Raw genomic sequence first — 16,259 nt, 5'->3', positions numbered from 1 at the left:
GAAGGCTCAGTGATAACCGTCTAATCAAAACTTGAAATAAGGCGATAGCCTCGGGTTATGGCATGCCCGGCTTTCATTGAGCTTTCAGCCGATGCCCCTGCTATCGGATTTCAATGAAAAAGGCTCTGGGGCAGAGTCTTGAGCCATCACCGTCACATTGTCCGGCGCGACGTATAACTCCAGGCTATCGGTGTATGTATTGTTTTGACTAGACGCGGGGACCGAGGCTTCACACACTCACTCCAGGCTTGCGGCTTTACCGCTCTGACAAGCCACTCATAACAACTACAAAAACGAGGCCCTTCCATGCGAAATGCATTCGTCCGTCGCACATCCCGTCTGTTTCTTGGTTGCACTCTGGTCGCCGCCGGCGTCCTTCCCGCATTGGCCAGCGCCGCCTGGCAACCGGACAAAAACGTCGAAATCGTTGTCGCTGGCGGGCCCGGTGGCGGCACCGATCAACTCGGCCGGCTGATCCAGTCAATCATCACCACCCACAAGTTTCTCGACGTTAATACCATCGTCCTCAACAAGGGCGGCGGCAATGGCGCCGAAGCCTTTCTCGACTTGAAGATGAACAAGGGCGATCCGGAAAAACTGGTGATCGGCACCAACAATATCTACCTGTTGCCGCTGGTGTCCAAGCTCGGCTACCAATGGCAGGAACTGACCCCTGTAGCGGCCGTGGCCGAAGATGACTTCATCCTCTGGAGCTACAAAGACGCCCCCTGGAAGGACGCCAAAGGCTTCTACGAAGCGGTCAAGGCCGACCCGTCGAACCTGCGCATGGGCGGCAGTCAGTCCAAGGATGTCGACCAGACCCTGACCCTGCTGCTGAACCAGACCAACAACAGCAAACTGGTGTACATCCCGTTCAAGAGCGGCAGCGAAGCCGCGACCCAGCTGGCCGGCAAGCACATCGCCGCCAACGTCAACAACCCCAGCGAAAGCATCAGCCAATGGCGCGGCGACCAGGTCGAGCCGCTGTGTGTGTTCAGTAAAGAGCGCATGAGCTACACCGAGAAAGTGGCCGGTGACAAATCCTGGGCCGATGTGCCGACCTGCCACGAACAAGGCCTGGGCATCGATCAGTATCGCTTCCCGCGCACCGTATTCATGCCGGGCGAAGTCACCGCCGAACAGCGCGCGTTCTATGTCGAACTGATGCGCAAAGTCACCGAGACCCCGGAGTTCAAGGCCTACGTCAAGCAGAACGCTTTGGTGCCGACCTTCCTCGAAGGCGAGCCACTGACCGCCTACATTGAGAAAGACACCGCCCGCGTCACCCCGGTGTTCAAAGAAGCCGGCTGGCTGAAAAACTGAGTTGTTCTCGGCCGTCCGCTTGCGCACGGCCGTCACCTCTGGAGGTGTTTTGATGTCCCATTCTTCGGATTCACCGGCGCTGGTCGGCACCCGCTGGGTCGAACTCGGCCTGGCACTCTTCACCATGCTGATCGGCGTGGTGGTGATGTTCGGCAGCGTCGAACAAGGTATTGGCTGGGGCGATTCCGGGCCCGAGCCGGGTTACTTCCCCTTCTATATCGGCCTGCTGTTGAGCGCCGCCAGCGTCGGCAACGGTGTGTTGACCGTGGTGCGCTGGCAGGCCCTGAGCCTTTCATTTGTCAGCCGCAGTGCGTTCAAGCAAGTGATGTCGGTATTCATCCCGATTGCGCTGTTCGTCGGCGCCATGCCATTCACCGGCATTTACGTGGCTTCGGCCTGTTTCATCGCCTGGTTCATGTGGCGTGACAAGGTCCGCGTCAAACCCTATGGCAAGTGGATGATCGGCACCGTATCCCTCGGCGCGGTACTCGCCAGCTACCTGATTTTCGCGCTGTGGTTCAAGGTCCCGCTGGATGCCGGCCCAATGGGCGACTGGATTAGCCTGGCCGGGAGAAGCTTCAAATGAGTGAGTTCGATTCCCTGCTGCAAGGCATGAACCTGATCCTGACCCCGGGCCATATCGGCCTGATGGTGATCGGCGTGCTGCTGGGCATTCTGGTCGGCGTATTGCCCGGCCTCGGCGCCCCCAATGGCGTGGCGTTGCTGCTGCCGCTGACGTTCACCATGTCGCCGGTGTCGGCGATCATTCTGCTGTCGTGCATGTATTGGGGCGCGCTGTTCGGCGGCTCGATCACCTCGATTCTGTTTAATATCCCCGGCGAGCCCTCATCGGTGGCGACCACGTTCGACGGCTACCCGATGGCCCGCGAAGGTCGCGCCGCCGAAGCCCTGACCGCCGCGTTCAGCTCGGCACTGATCGGCGCGTTGGCCGGGGTGTTGCTGCTGACGTTCCTGTCGACCCGGATTGCCGCGTTCGCCATGTCGTTCAGCTCGCCGGAGTTCTTCGCGGTGTACCTGTTGGCGTTCTGCACCTTCGTCGGCATGAGCAAGAATCCGCCGCTGAAAACCGTGGTGGCAATGATGATTGGCTTCGCCATGGCTGCGGTGGGGATGGACACCGTCTCCGGTAACCTGCGTCTGACCTTCGACCAGCCAATCTTGATGACCGGCATCAGCTTCGAAGTAGCGGTGATCGGCCTGTTCGGCATCGGCGAAATCCTCTGCACCGTCGAGGAAGGCCTGGTGTTTCGCGGCGAGCATGCGCGCATCACGCCGATGGTCATCCTGCGCACCTGGGCCAAATTGCCGCGTTACTGGTGGACGATTGTGCGCAGCACGTTGGTCGGTTGCTGGATGGGCATCACGCCGGGCGGTCCGACGGCCGCCTCGTTCATGAGCTACAGCCTGGCGCGGCGCTTCTCGAAGAACCGCGAGAACTTCGGCAAGGGTGAACTCGAAGGCGTGATCGCCCCGGAAACCGCCGACCACGCGGCCGGCACCAGTGCGCTGTTGCCGATGCTGACGCTCGGTATTCCCGGTTCAGCCACCGCAGCAGTGATGCTTGGCGGCTTGATGATCTGGGGTTTGCACCCCGGCCCGACGCTGTTCGTGGAGCAACATGATTTTGTCTGGGGCCTGATCGCCAGCATGTACCTGGGTAACGTGGTGAGCCTGATCGTGGTCCTGGCCACCGTGCCGCTGTTCGCTTCGATCCTGCGCATTCCGTTCTCGATCATCGCGCCGATTATCATCATGGTCTGCGCCATCGGCGCTTACTCGGTGCACAACTCGTTCTTCGACGTGGTGCTGATGCTGGGCTTTGGCGCGCTGGGTTATCTGTTCAAGAAACTCGGTTACCCGATCGCGCCACTGGTGCTGGCGGCGGTGCTGGGGGACAAGGCCGAAGATGCGTTCCGTCAGTCGATGCTGTTCTCCGACGGGCACCTGGGTATTTTCTGGTCAAACCCCTTGGTTGGCAGCCTGACCACGGCAGCGCTGTTGATGCTGTTCTGGCCGTTGATTTCCAAGGCACTGGGCACCTTGACGGGCCTGCGCAAACCCCACATCGCCAAGACCAAATCGGTGCTGTGACACAGCAATGCTGGCAACGCCTGACATTTGTTGTCAGGCTTGCCGCAGTCCTTTTTGCGAGCACGGCCCATGACCCGAATTCCTGCTGCCAATGTGATCCACAGTCGACTGCGCCTGCGCCAATTGCGGCTGATGCTGGCGTTGCAGGAATTCGGTTCGTTGCGCCGCGCCGCCGATCACATCGGCATGACCCAACCGGCTGCGACCAAGATGCTGCACGAAGCCGAGGACTTGCTCGGCGTCGAGCTCTTCGAGCGTCTGCCTCGGGGAATGCGCTCCACCCCGTTCGGGGAAACCGTCATCTATTACGCGCGCATGGTGTTTGCCGAACTCAGCGGCATGCGCGAAGAACTGGTTGCACTGGAATCCGGCAACCTCGGCCGGGTCGCGGTCGGCGCGATTCCGGCGCTGGCCTCGGGGCTGTTGACCCGCACCATCGCGACCTTGAAACAAAGCCACCCGCGGCTGTCCATGAGCATTCAGGTCGACACCAGCGACGTGCTGGTGCAGGCGCTGTTGCAGGATCAACTGGACATTGTATTGGGGCGGATTCCGGCCGGTGCACGGGCCGAAGAATTGCTCTTCGACAGCCTCGGTGAAGAAGCCTTGTGCGTGATTGCCGGCGCGCAACATCCGCTGGCGAAGGAAAAACAGCTGAGCTGGGCTGAATTGCAGAACATGACCTGGGTGTTGCAACAGCACCCGAGCCCGATGCGCGCGATCATCAATCAGGTGTTCCACAACGCGCGGGTCGACATTCCCAGCAGCATCGTTGAAACCACCTCGATCATGACCTTGCTCTCGTTGATCCAGCAGACCGACATGCTCGGCGTGACGCCCGTCTCGGTGGTCGAGGACTATCCGGGGCGTGATTTGCTGGCGGTGTTGCCGATCAAGTTCGAGGCACGGTTGCCGCCGTACGGACTGATCACCCGACGCCATCGCATTCAATCATCGGCGATGCAGGCGTTCATGAATTCGGTGCGGGCCGAGCATGCGCTGGCCAAATGAAAAAGGCCCGGAGTGCATGCCCCGGGCCTTGTTTTGCTTCAAGCGGTTTTACGGAACACGAACACCAGACCGATGATGATCAGCAGCATGCCGAGCTTGCTCAATGCCGCCAGCCGATTACCGAAAATCAGATAGTCCATGACCGCCGTCACCGCCGGCACCAGGTAAAACAGACTGGTGACATTCACCAGATTGCCCCGGGCGATCAAGCGGTACAGCAACAATGTCGCCAATACCGACACCACCAATCCCATCCACAGCACGGGCACAAAGAACCCGGTGCTGTGTTCAAAATGAAACGGCTGGAACGGCACGAAAATCCCGCAGAGCAACAACCCCGCCAGGTACTGCACCGGCAGCGTGCCGAGGGGATTGTCAGTGATGCGTTTCTGCATGATCGAGCCGAACGTCATGCTCGCCAGCGCCAGCAGACCGAAGAGCATTCCGGCCAACGACATGCCGGCCAGACCGATGCCCTGGTAAACCACCATGATCAGCCCGGCCAAGCCCAGCATCAGACCGAACATTCTGCTGGCTGAGCGCTGACGTTCCATGATCGCCACCGTGAGAATCGGTTGCACGCCCATGATCGTGGCCATCACCCCGGGCGTCACCTTCAGGTCCAGGGCCAACAGATAGAAAATCTGATAAGCCCCCAGCAGCAGCACGCCCGTGGCCATCGCATACAACATCGGTTTGCCGCCCTTGGGCAGCTTCAGCTTGAGCAACGGCACCAGCAGCATCAATCCGCACAAGGCGATGACGAAGCGAATCAGCAGAAACGCAAAGGGTGATGCGTGGGCCAGGCCCCATTTGGAGAAGATCGCCCCGCTGCTCCACAGCAGAACGAACAGGCTCGTGGACGCCGCCGCGAGCGCGGATTGTTTCGAAAGGACAAACATGAATACCACCTGTCATCAGGCAAAAAGCCAACTCAGCCGAAGCTGAAGTTCAGTAGTTTTTCTGGCGGGCAAAGGGCAACAGCAAAAAGAAGCTGATCAGCCCGAAATGCCAACGCCCGGCGGTGATACGACTGCGCACACCGGCGTGCTACGAACAGGCGGGGGGTAGTGACTGATCTGCGCAGGCTGCTGATTCCCGCACGGCACCACGACAGCGTTGAGCGCTGAATCGAGGACCGCATTGATGAGGGAAGCTGGCATGGGCTGATCTTTTTTGATGGGGTGAATGGTGGAGTGGAAATCACCGAGCGCCGACTATAACCAGCGACTGACATGGATTGCAATGACTTGGACAAAGGGCCAGCAGCGACAGCGCGTACCGCACAATCTACCTTGGAGGTGAACAAACGCCCAATTGTGGGGACATGGAATGCAAGAGATCACATGCCAAGGGAACGGACTCAACTTCGGTATCAGTTGTACAGGTCAAAGGCTCGAAAACTGGCCACTGTCACTATCACTCGGCTTCACCATGAACTGGAACAGAAAGGGTTAGCCTATGTGGACTTATCCAGAGTTCGTTTCGAAGCGATCACGCCCCAGGCAATGAACGCTTTCCGACACTGGAATGACCCGCACTTTTCATGGAACGAGGTCGCAGGATGGAAAACAAGAGAGCCAATGTGTTTCGATTTAGCGATCTGGTTTGATTTGGAGCTATGCGGGCTGTGTTTCGCAAATCCGAACCAGAGTCGGCAACGCGTAAAAATAGTCCGTCTTGAAGGAAGTTCAGCCAAGTGTCATCCCCTGAAGAGTCTCATCGCATCGCTGTCACTGACCGCCGTGACTCACTATGCGCAAATCATTGGCAGCAAGCAGATCGAAATTCAGGAACCCGTGGAAGGGGCTATCCCAACCTATCAGCAACTTGGTTTCAAATTCGACATACAGGGTCGCCTTGTGATGCTTGTTGAGTGCGATTAGTATCGAATCACTGTTCATTTAATGATCACTGCTGGAGACGCAATGAAAGCGCTCGCTGAAAAAAATGCTTCTGATGGGCAGCCCATCAAGATAAATCGGAAACGTCCATCTACAGAGTTGCCTGAAAGTGTCTTGCGTCGTATCCGAGATACGCTGACAAACCCCGTAGCCGATGAACCTGCCGGTGTTCTCGCGGGCAAGTCATTTAAATTTTCCTCATAAAAAAACCACTCCTCAGGAGTGGTTTTTCATTTCGTGTCCGGTTTCACCCAAACAACCAATACCCCAACAACGTCAACACCACCACCGCCAACACCGGCCGCAATACGCGGTAGGCCTTGGGATTACGGCGTTTCCAGCGTTTGACTACGCCACTGAATTTATCGCTGGAGTTCTTGCTCCAGGCGTAAGCCCGGTTAATCCCGCCGACACGTTCATCATCAAGGTTCTGCGGGGCGGTGGCGCGACCGAGCAGGCCGCTGATCCAGCGGTTGATGCGGGTCATGACGCGATTGCTCAGCGGCCGTTCGACGTCGCAGAACAGAATGACGCGGGTTTTCTCGGTTTCGTTCTTGACCCAGTGTACGTAGGTTTCATCGAACATCACGTCTTCGCCATCGCGCCAGGCGTAAACCTGGCCGTCGACGAAGATGCGGCAATCATCGGAATTCGGCGTCGACAGCCCCAGGTGATAACGCAGGGAACCTGCGAACGGATCGCGGTGCGGGTTGAGGTGACTGCCGCCCGGCAGCAACGCGAACATGGCACCTTTGACATTGGGAATGCTGCTGACCAACGCCACGGTTTTCGGGCACAAGGCTTCAGCCGAAGGCAGCGGTTTGTCATACCACTTGAGGTAGAAACGCTTCCAGCCCTTCTTGAAGAACGAACCGAAACCGGCGTCGTTGTTCTTTTCGGCGGCGCGGATATACCCCTCGTCGAACAGGTGCATGGCTTCGTCGCGGATGACTTCCCAGTTGTCCTTGAGCACGTCCAGCTCCGGGAACTTGCTGCGGTCCAGATACGGCTTGGACGGCACACCCGAGAACAGGTACATCAAGGCGTTATAAGGCGCAAACAACGCTGAGTGGTTGACGAACTGACGCAAGACCGGCAACCGCGCCTTGCCACGCAAATGCACATAGAGAGTGCTGCCGAGGAACAGCAACAACACTGACGCTTTCGCGGCTAAGGAAAAGGTCATTAATGACTCCTTGAGAATAGGCTCTATGCGCAACGCCTCTTACCCGACGTGGCAGCCGGCCATGATAAACATTACCGGCCTCGAGAAAAACCCGCAAAACCAAACATTCAGTATTAAGCATCGTGCAACAAAGCACTTATTAACATAGGGCTCCTGAACAGGGGCTGATCTGGATCAGCTCCTGTTCAGCCGCCGACTATCCGCGCGTACGTAGCGCCTTGTTACTGTTCATTCTCCTGATCGGTAAACAGATCGCTGAACAACATGCTCGTCAGGTAGCGCTCGCCGGAGTCCGGCAGGATGACCACAATCGTCTTGCCCTGCATTTCCGGTGTTTCGGCCAGACGAACCGCAACCGCCATTGCTGCACCGCAGGAAATCCCGCACAAAATCCCTTCTTCCTGCATCAGGCGCAGTGCCATGGCCTTGGATTCCTCATCGGTCACCAGCTCAACGCGGTCGACCATCGACAAGTCCAGGTTTTTCGGGACAAAACCGGCACCAATGCCCTGGATTTTATGAGGGCTTGGCTTGATCTCTTCACCGGCAATCGCCTGGCTGATCACCGGCGATACCACCGGCTCTACCGCCACCGAGATAATCGGTTTGCCCTGCGTATTCTTGATATACCGCGAGACTCCGGTAATGGTTCCACCCGTTCCTACCCCGGCCACCAGCACGTCTACCGCGCCGTCGGTGTCGTTCCAGATTTCCGGGCCGGTGGTTTTCTCGTGAATCGCCGGGTTGGCCGGGTTTTCAAACTGCGCCGGCATGAAGTATTTGGCCGGGTCGCTGGCAAGGATCTCGCTCGCCTTCTCGATGGCGCCTTTCATGCCCTTGGCCGGTTCGGTCAGCACCAGTTCTGCGCCCAGGGCTTTCAGCACCTTGCGACGCTCGATACTCATGGAGGCCGGCATGGTCAGCATCAATTTGTAACCACGAGCCGCCGCAACGAACGCCAGGCCAATGCCGGTGTTGCCCGACGTCGGTTCGATGATGGTCATGCCAGGTTTGAGTTTGCCGGAGCTTTCGCCGTCCCAGATCATGTTCGCGCCGATCCGGCACTTGACCGAATAACCGGGGTTGCGCCCTTCGATCTTGGCCAGGATGGTCACGCCGCGCGGGGCAATGCGGTTGATCTGCACCAGCGGTGTATTGCCGATGGAATGGGCGTTGTCAGCGTAAATACGGCTCATGGCTGGGTCCTTGTACAGCGTTGAATTAGCTCCCAAAGGTATGCCTGTTGCCGCTGGTCGTCCAGTCAGGTCGAACGTCCGCTGTCCGGCGCAGTCAATCCTTTACATAGCCAGAGGTATGCCACCATGAAACGTCGATACAGTTGGCCTCTGTGGACACTCGCCGGCCTTGCTCTGGTACTGATTGCCCTGCATATCACTCTGCCGTACCTGGTGCGTGATTACCTTAATGACAAACTGGCGAACATGGGCGATTACCGAGGTCAGGTGACCGACGTGGACCTGGCCTGGTGGCGCGGCGCCTACAAAATCAACGGACTGAAAATCGTCAAGATTGAAGGCAAGGTGCCAGTACCGTTCGTCAACGCGCCACTGATCGACCTCGCTGTCAGCTGGCATTCGCTGATCTATGACCATGCCGTGGTGGCCGAAGTGAAGTTCTTCAACCCCGAGGTGAACTTCGTCGACGGCGGCGCCAACAAACAGAACTCCCAAACCGGTAAAGGCACCGACTGGCGCGCGCAGTTGAGCAAACTGGCGCCGATCACCCTGAACGAGGTGCGCATATACGACGGCAAGATCAGTTTCCACAATTTCAGCTCCACTCCCCCAGTCAACATGAACGCCACTCAAGTCAACGCCAGCATTTTCAATCTGACCAACGTGGTCGATACCGAAGGCAAACGCGATGCCCGCTTCGAGGGTAAGGCGCTGTTGCTGGGGCACGCGCCTCTGGAAACCAGTGCCACCTTCGACCCGTTGAGTAATTTCGAAGACTTCGATTTCCGCCTGCGGGCCAAGAACATCGAACTCAGACGCATGAACGACTTTGCCTCGGCCTACGGCAAGTTCGACTTCAATGCCGGTCACGGCGACGTAGTGATTGAAGCGCAAGCCAAAAAGGCAAAATTGACCGGCTACATCAAACCGCTGTTGAAGGACGTCGACGTGTTCAATTGGCACCAGGACGTGGAAAACAAGGACAAAGGGCTATTCCGTTCAATCTGGGAGGCCATTGTCGGTGGCTCCGAAACCGTGTTGAAAAATCAGGGCAAGAACCAATTCGCAACCCGGGTTGAACTAAGCGGCAACGTGCATCAGCAAGATATCAGCGCGTTCGGTGCGTTTTTGCAGATTTTACGCAATGGTTTCATTCAGGCATTCAATGCCCGGTATGAACGGCCGAAGCCGGAAGCTGGTTAAGGCTTGCGGGTCACGGTGTAGCGACCGGTGTCTTCGGCAGCCCGCGCCGGGCTTGATTGCTGCTGGAGGAAGTCCCACCCCAGACAGGCGAGTGCCAACGAACGTGGCACCGCTTCACGGCCACTGCTGTAGCGCGTGATGCTGCGGGCGCTGATGTATCGCTGCGCTGGCTAGCAGCCGAGACTGAGTCAAGATGTGACGCTCCATTCAGAGACTGAATAAGTCGTCTGCGTTCACAGTCGACCGGCCTGCGCGTTATAGTCGGGCACTACAATTATTGCGCCCCGCCCTGCCCCGTTCAGGTCGGCGTTACCGTTCGAGGATTAGCAGATGAAGTTCGAAGGCACCCAGGCCTACGTCGCCACCGATGACTTGAAGCTGGCGGTCAACGCCGCCATTACCCTGGAGCGTCCACTGCTGGTCAAGGGCGAACCGGGCACCGGCAAGACCATGCTCGCCGAGCAACTGGCCGAGTCCTTCAACGCCAAGCTGATCACCTGGCACATCAAGTCCACGACCAAGGCGCATCAGGGTCTGTACGAGTACGATGCGGTCAGCCGTCTACGCGACTCGCAGTTGGGCACCGAGAAGGTCCACGACGTTCGCAACTATCTGAAAAAGGGCAAGCTCTGGGAGGCTTTCGAGTCTGAAGAGCGGGTGATCCTGCTGATCGACGAAATCGACAAGGCCGACATCGAGTTCCCCAACGACCTGCTGCAAGAACTCGACAAGATGGAGTTCTACGTTTACGAGATCGACGAGACGATCAAGGCCAAGAAGCGCCCGATCATCATCATTACTTCCAACAACGAGAAAGAGCTGCCGGACGCCTTCCTGCGTCGCTGCTTCTTCCACTACATCGCGTTCCCCGATCGCGTGACGCTGCAGAAGATCGTCGACGTGCACTACCCGGACATCAAGAAAGACCTGGTCAGCGAAGCGCTGGACGTGTTCTTCGATGTGCGCAAGGTCCCGGGCCTGAAGAAAAAACCATCGACCTCCGAACTGGTGGACTGGCTCAAACTGCTGATGGCCGACAACATCGGCGAAGCCGTACTGCGCGAACGCGATCCGACCAAGGCCATCCCGCCACTGGCCGGCGCGCTGGTGAAGAACGAACAGGACGTGCAATTGCTCGAGCGCCTGGCGTTCATGAGCCGTCGTGGCACTCGCTAAGCTCCATTAGATAGAGGCCAACGCCATGCTGCTCAACCTGTTCAATGAAATGCGCGCCGCCAAAGTGCCGGTCTCTGTGCGTGAGCTGCTGGACCTGATCAACGCGCTGAAACAGCGCGTGACTTTCGCCGACATGGACGAGTTCTATTACCTGTCCCGGGCGATCCTGGTGAAGGACGAAAAGCATTTCGACAAGTTCGACCGGGCGTTCGGGGCTTACTTCAACGGCCTCGAAAAACTCGACGATCACCTTCAGGCGTTGATTCCCGAAGACTGGTTGCGCAAGGAATTCGAGCGGTCACTGACCGACGAGGAGCGAGCGGCGATCCAGTCCCTCGGGGGCCTGGACAAGCTGATCGAAGAGTTCAAGAAGCGCCTCGAAGAACAGAAAGAACGTCACGCCGGCGGCAACAAGTGGATCGGCACCGGCGGCACCAGCCCGTTCGGCTCTGGCGGCTTTAACCCGGAAGGCATCCGGGTCGGCGATGCCGGCAAACGCCAGGGCAAAGCCGTCAAGGTGTGGGATCAGCGCGAGTACAAGAACCTCGACGACTCGGTGGAACTGGGCACCCGCAACATCAAGGTTGCCCTGCGCCGGTTGCGCAAGTTTGCGCGTCAGGGCGCGGCGGAAGAGCTGGACATCGATGGCACCATCGACCACACCGCCAAAGATGCCGGGTTGCTGAATATCCAGATGCGCCCGGAGCGGCGCAACACCGTCAAGCTGTTGCTGCTGTTCGATATCGGCGGATCGATGGACGCGCACGTGAAGATTTGCGAGGAACTGTTCTCGGCCTGCAAGACCGAGTTCAAGCACCTGGAGTACTTCTACTTCCACAACTTCATTTATGAATCAGTGTGGAAGAACAACATGCGCCGCACCTCCGAGCGCACCGCGACCCAGGACCTGCTGCACAAGTACGGCGCCGACTACAAAGTGATCTTCATCGGTGACGCCGCGATGGCGCCCTATGAAATCACCCAGGCCGGCGGCAGCGTCGAGCACTGGAACGAAGAAGCCGGTTACGTGTGGATGCAGCGGTTCAAGGAGAAGTACAAGAAGCTCATCTGGATCAACCCGTATCCGAAAGATACGTGGAGCTATACGTCGTCGACCAATATCGTTCGGGACTTGATTGACGACCAGATGTACCCGCTGACGTTGCGGGGGTTGGAGGAAGGGATGCGGTTTCTGTCCAAATAGAGATTTTTGTTGTCTGTTAGGCCGCCTTCGCGAGCAAGCCCGCTCCCACATTTGATCCAAGTCGCCCACGCATACTGTGTTCACCGGAGATCTAATGTGGGAGCGGGCTTGCTCGCGAAGCTTTTAGCGGCTCAAGAAGCGGCGTAGATAGTGGACCTGCTCCCGATGCGCCACGTCCTGCACCACCGGTTTCAATCGCACCTTCGCTCCCGGCAGGCACTGCGCCAGACGCGCCAACGCCAATGGCGTCAACGCGCCCAAGCGCGGATAACCGCCGATGGTCTGCCGATCGTTGAGCAACACGATCGGTTGTCCATCTGGCGGCACCTGGACCGCGCCGAGTGGGATACCTTCGGAAATCATCGGTTTGCCCTGATAGTGCAACGCCGTTCCCAGCAAGCGGATGCCCATGCGGTCGGCGCGGCTGTCGAGCGTCCAGAAACTGTTGAAGGCATCGAACAGGCTTTGTCCGCTGAACTCACCGATCTGTGCACCGAGCACCACATCCAGCGGTAAATCGACCTTGAAATCCGGGCGATGCTCTTCCGGCAACTCTCGTAGCAACAACAGCGAACTGCCGCGATAACTCAGCTGCGCACCTTTGGCCAGTGCCCGGCCCATGCCATCCAGACCACCGAGTTCTTCGCGGACCACCGTGGCGCTGCTGCCCAACACTTTGGGGGCTTCAAACCCACCCGGCGCGGCGAGATAGGCCCGCGCCCCGAGCAACGGTTGAGTGAATTGCAAGCGCTGCCCTTTGTTCAGCCGGAAACTGCGCCACGGCGCCAAGGCCTCGCCATCCACTTGCGCGCCCAGGTCCGCGCCGGCCAGCGCCAGCACGCAATCCTCCTCGGCCACCACGGTGAACCCACCCAGGGTGATTTCAACCACCGTTGCATCCAACTCATTGCTCAGCAACCAGTTGGCCCACGACATGGAACGCCAATCCAGCGCGCCGCCCTGAGTCACGCCCAGGTGCCGCACGCCGAAACGGCCAGCGTCCTGTATCAGACACAGCGGCGTACTCGCTTCAATCGATAGATGGCTCATGCCTGCGCCTCCAGCGGTGTGTCATCGCCGCCCAAGTTGATGAACTCGGCATGGCTGACCGCTTCAAAGCGCACCGTATCGCCCGGTTGCATCAGGCTGTAACCGTCGCGTTCGCGGTCGAACAATTTGGCCGGCGTGCGACCGATGAGGTTCCAGCCGCCGGGTGACACCACCGGATAAGCAGCAGTTTGCCGTTCGGCGATGCCCACGCTGCCAGCCGCAACCTTTTTACGCGGCGTATTCAGACGCGGTGCAGCGAGCACTTCTTCCACCAGTCCCATAAAGGCGAACCCCGGCGCAAAGCCCAGGGCGAACACCTGATATTCACGTTCGCTGTGCCGGCGGATCACCTCTTCCACCGCCAACCCGCTGCGCCGGGACAACAGGCTCAACTCCGGGCCGACGCTCAGGTCATACCAGACCGGCAGCACATGGCATTTGCCGCCGGTGCGGGCATTCGGTGAGAGGTCGATCAAGGCTTCGGCGATCAATTCCCTAGCCTGGGACGGACTCAACGCGCTCAGGTCGTAATGCACCATCAACGTCGTGTACGACGGCACCAGATCGATCAGATGCCCGGCGAAGGCCGCACGCAGGCTCTCGCTGGCAGCCAGCATCCACGGCATGTTTGCCTCGGCGATCTGGTCAAACAGACGCACCATCAGGCAATCCAGCGCCACCACTTCTACCCGCGGTTTCATGGTGCGCTCTGCTGATCGAGGGCTGCGCGGATCCGGCGCACGGCCGCCACCGAACTCGCGTTATCGCCGTGCACGCATAGGGTATTGGCTTGCAGGAACAAGGCGCTGCCGTCGCTGGCTGTCAGGTTGTCGCCACGGGCAATGGTCAGGGCTTGCTCGATGATTGTCTCGGGATCGTGATGCACCGCGCCCGGCAGTTGCCGCGAGACCAGCATGCCCGCACTGTCATAAGCGCGATCGGCGAAGGCTTCGAACCACAGCGTCACGCCGTATTCATCGCCCAACTGCTGGGCGGCGCTGTTGTCGCGGGTCGCCATCAGCATCAGCGGCAAGGTCCGGTCATACGCCGCCACGGCCTGAAGCACGGCGCGCAACTGCGCTGGATTGGCCATCATGTCGTTGTACATCGCGCCGTGCGGCTTGACGTAACTCACCTGCCCGCCCTGAGCCCGGCAGATGCCGTCAAGGGCACCAATCTGGTAATGCAGAATGTCTTGAAGTTCCTGGGCGGTGTACGACATGGAACGGCGGCCAAAACCGACCAGATCTTGATAGGCCGGATGTGCGCCAATCTTTACGCCGTTGCTCAGGGCCAGGCTGACGGTCTTGCGCATGATGCTCGGGTCGCCGGCATGGAAGCCGCAGGCGATGTTGGCGCAGTCGATGAAGGGCATGACCTCGGCGTCCAGACCCATGGTCCAGTTGCCAAAGCTTTCGCCAATGTCACAGTTCAATAGCAGGCGGCTCACGGTGAACACTCCTGTAGGCATATTCTTTTTTTACTGCCGGGCAGATACCCCGCAGATTATCAGTTGCTGCCGTTTTTGTTATTGGGCATCCAGTTGTTTGCCACGGGTTTCCGGCAAGCTCAGCGCCGCGAGAATCACCACGCCGTAGGACACCGCCGCAAACGCCCCGATGCCTACGCTCAACGGCACCTTTTGGCTGAGCAAGCCGATCAGCAGCGGGAACAGCGCCGCCAGTGCCCGACCGATGTTGTAGCAAAAACCCTGGCCCGAGCCGCGAATTCGCGTCGGAAACAACTCAGTCAGAAAGGCGCCCATGCCACTGAAAATTCCCGAGGCAAAAAAGCCCAGCGGGAAGCCCAGCCACAGCATCACAGCGTTACTGACCGGCAATTGGGTGTAGAGCAAAACAATGGTGAACGAGCCAACCGCGAACAGAACGAAATTCTTCTTGCGGCCAAGGATGTCAGTCAGATACGCGCTGATGACGTAGCCGATGTAGGAACCGACGATCACCATCGCCAGGTAACCACTGGTGTTGAGTACGCTCAATCCCCGCTCGTTTTTGAGGAAAGTCGGCAACCAGGAAGTGATCGCGTAGTAACCGCCCAGCGCGCCCGTGGTCAGCACCGACGCACGAATCGTGGTGAACAGGATGCCGGGGGCAAAAATCTCGTAGAACTTCGCCGGATTGCCTGGCTCCTGTTTGGCCTTGGCTTTGCGGTAGATTTCCGGGTCCTTGACTAGCCGACGAACGAATATCACGAAAATCGCCGGCACGATGCCCAGGATAAACAGCGCACGCCAGGCGTCTTCCGGCGGCAACACCGAAAACAGCAGCGCGTACAAAATTGCCGTCAGTCCCCAGCCCAGCGCCCAGCCCGATTGCACCATGCCCACCGCCTTGCCACGGTCCTTGGCGCGAATCACTTCGCCCATCAGCACGGCACCAGCCGTCCACTCGCCGCCGAAGCCGAACCCCATCAAGGTGCGGCTGATCAGCAATTGTTCGTAGTTTTGCGCGAAGCCGCAGAGGAAAGTGAAGCCGGCGAACCACAGCACCGTCAGTTGCAAGGTGCGTACGCGACCGATGCGGTCGGACAGAATCCCCGCCACCCAACCACCGATGGCCGAAGCGATCAGCGTGCTGGTGTGAATCAGCCCGGCCTCGCCGGTAGTGATGCCCCACATTGCAATCAGGGTCGGGACCACGAAGCTGAGCATCTGCGTGTCCATGCCGTCCAGGCCATAGCCGATCTTGCAGCTCCAGAAGGTCCGGCGTTCCTGCTGATTGATGTTGCGGTACCAGTCGAAAGGTCCCGGGCGAGCCGTGGCCTTGGGGATGTCGAGCGTGTCGGGCGCACTCATGGCAACTCTCCGTACAAATTTTATTGGTATTGTTCTGAGCCCCGACGACGCCTATCGTGGGAACCGGATGGCCTGATTT

The 16,259-nt window shown here is 58.8% G+C and carries 16 protein-coding genes; 9 read left to right on the top strand and 7 right to left on the bottom strand.

Annotated elements, in window-relative coordinates; genetic code table 11:
• The first annotated feature begins 306 nt into the window (after positions 1-306).
• The 4 genes from K5K95_RS16040 (at position 307) to K5K95_RS16025 (ending at position 4,446) form a co-directional block, all read left to right on the top strand.
• Positions 307-1,323 carry a Bug family tripartite tricarboxylate transporter substrate binding protein gene (locus K5K95_RS16040; RefSeq protein ID WP_208671751.1) on the top strand — a complete coding sequence of 339 codons (1,017 nt, stop codon included), beginning with the start codon at positions 307-309 and terminating at the stop codon, positions 1,321-1,323.
• A gap of 52 nt (positions 1,324-1,375) precedes the next feature.
• Positions 1,376-1,909 carry a tripartite tricarboxylate transporter TctB family protein gene (locus K5K95_RS16035; protein ID WP_222590213.1) on the top strand — a complete coding sequence of 178 codons (534 nt, stop codon included), beginning with the start codon at positions 1,376-1,378 and terminating at the stop codon, positions 1,907-1,909.
• Complete coding sequence (locus K5K95_RS16030) at positions 1,906-3,435, top strand: tripartite tricarboxylate transporter permease (protein ID WP_222590212.1); 1,530 nt, start codon at positions 1,906-1,908, stop codon at positions 3,433-3,435. Before K5K95_RS16035 ends, K5K95_RS16030 begins: the two co-directional genes overlap by 4 nt.
• Before the next feature lie 69 nt (positions 3,436-3,504).
• Positions 3,505-4,446: a LysR family transcriptional regulator gene (locus K5K95_RS16025; protein ID WP_208671748.1), complete on the top strand. Its 942-nt coding sequence runs from the start codon at positions 3,505-3,507 to the stop codon at positions 4,444-4,446.
• Positions 4,447-4,484: 38 nt separating this feature from the next.
• Here the strand turns inward: K5K95_RS16025 and K5K95_RS16020 are convergent, their stop codons facing one another.
• The gene (locus K5K95_RS16020) at positions 4,485-5,348 is read right to left on the bottom strand and encodes a DMT family transporter (RefSeq protein ID WP_222590211.1); all 864 of its coding nucleotides are present in this window, start codon (positions 5,346-5,348) and stop codon (positions 4,485-4,487) included.
• Positions 5,349-5,681: 333 nt separating this feature from the next.
• On the opposite strand from K5K95_RS16020, the gene K5K95_RS16015 reads away from it, so the two are divergent.
• Positions 5,682-6,332: a hypothetical protein gene (locus K5K95_RS16015; protein ID WP_310504352.1), complete on the top strand. Its 651-nt coding sequence runs from the start codon at positions 5,682-5,684 to the stop codon at positions 6,330-6,332.
• A 42-nt stretch (positions 6,333-6,374) separates the two neighbouring features.
• On the top strand, positions 6,375-6,554 hold the full coding sequence (locus K5K95_RS16010) for a hypothetical protein (RefSeq protein ID WP_222590210.1): 180 nt from the start codon (positions 6,375-6,377) through the stop codon (positions 6,552-6,554).
• A 43-nt stretch (positions 6,555-6,597) separates the two neighbouring features.
• Here K5K95_RS16010 and K5K95_RS16005 read toward each other — a convergent pair whose 3' ends face one another.
• Positions 6,598-7,536 (bottom strand): aspartyl/asparaginyl beta-hydroxylase domain-containing protein, encoded by a 939-nt coding sequence (locus tag K5K95_RS16005; RefSeq protein ID WP_222590209.1) that lies wholly within the window; start codon positions 7,534-7,536, stop codon positions 6,598-6,600.
• A 221-nt stretch (positions 7,537-7,757) separates the two neighbouring features.
• Complete coding sequence (cysK, locus tag K5K95_RS16000; protein WP_222590208.1) at positions 7,758-8,732, bottom strand: cysteine synthase A; 975 nt, start codon at positions 8,730-8,732, stop codon at positions 7,758-7,760.
• 126 nt (positions 8,733-8,858) lie between these two features.
• Between cysK and K5K95_RS15995 the strand changes: the two genes are divergently transcribed.
• From K5K95_RS15995 to K5K95_RS15985, 3 genes are all read left to right on the top strand, one after another.
• A complete protein-coding gene (locus K5K95_RS15995; protein WP_222590207.1) occupies positions 8,859-9,935 on the top strand; it encodes a DUF748 domain-containing protein in 1,077 nt (358 codons plus the stop codon).
• Between the two features lie 330 nt (positions 9,936-10,265).
• Positions 10,266-11,111, top strand: coding sequence for an AAA family ATPase (locus tag K5K95_RS15990; RefSeq protein WP_222590206.1), 846 nt, complete (start codon positions 10,266-10,268; stop codon positions 11,109-11,111).
• Between the two features lie 25 nt (positions 11,112-11,136).
• Positions 11,137-12,315, top strand: a complete 1,179-nt coding sequence (locus K5K95_RS15985) for a vWA domain-containing protein (protein ID WP_090181333.1) — start codon at positions 11,137-11,139, stop codon at positions 12,313-12,315.
• A 123-nt stretch (positions 12,316-12,438) separates the two neighbouring features.
• Here the strand turns inward: K5K95_RS15985 and K5K95_RS15980 are convergent, their stop codons facing one another.
• The 4 genes from K5K95_RS15980 to K5K95_RS15965 form a co-directional block, all read right to left on the bottom strand.
• The gene (locus K5K95_RS15980) at positions 12,439-13,365 is read right to left on the bottom strand and encodes a biotin-dependent carboxyltransferase family protein (RefSeq protein WP_222590205.1); all 927 of its coding nucleotides are present in this window, start codon (positions 13,363-13,365) and stop codon (positions 12,439-12,441) included.
• Complete coding sequence (locus K5K95_RS15975; protein WP_222590204.1) at positions 13,362-14,066, bottom strand: 5-oxoprolinase subunit B family protein; 705 nt, start codon at positions 14,064-14,066, stop codon at positions 13,362-13,364. Before K5K95_RS15975 ends, K5K95_RS15980 begins: the two co-directional genes overlap by 4 nt.
• A complete protein-coding gene (locus K5K95_RS15970; protein WP_222590203.1) occupies positions 14,063-14,815 on the bottom strand; it encodes a 5-oxoprolinase subunit PxpA in 753 nt (250 codons plus the stop codon). Before K5K95_RS15970 ends, K5K95_RS15975 begins: the two co-directional genes overlap by 4 nt.
• Positions 14,816-14,893: 78 nt before the next feature.
• Positions 14,894-16,180 (bottom strand): MFS transporter, encoded by a 1,287-nt coding sequence (locus K5K95_RS15965; protein ID WP_222590202.1) that lies wholly within the window; start codon positions 16,178-16,180, stop codon positions 14,894-14,896.
• Positions 16,181-16,259 lie beyond the last annotated feature (79 nt).

The sequence above is a fragment of the Pseudomonas sp. DR48 genome (assembly GCF_019823085.1).
Taxonomy (GTDB): Bacteria; Pseudomonadota; Gammaproteobacteria; order Pseudomonadales; family Pseudomonadaceae; genus Aquipseudomonas.
Note: the sequence above shows the minus strand (reverse complement) of the source record. Positions and strands in the feature narration are given on the sequence as shown.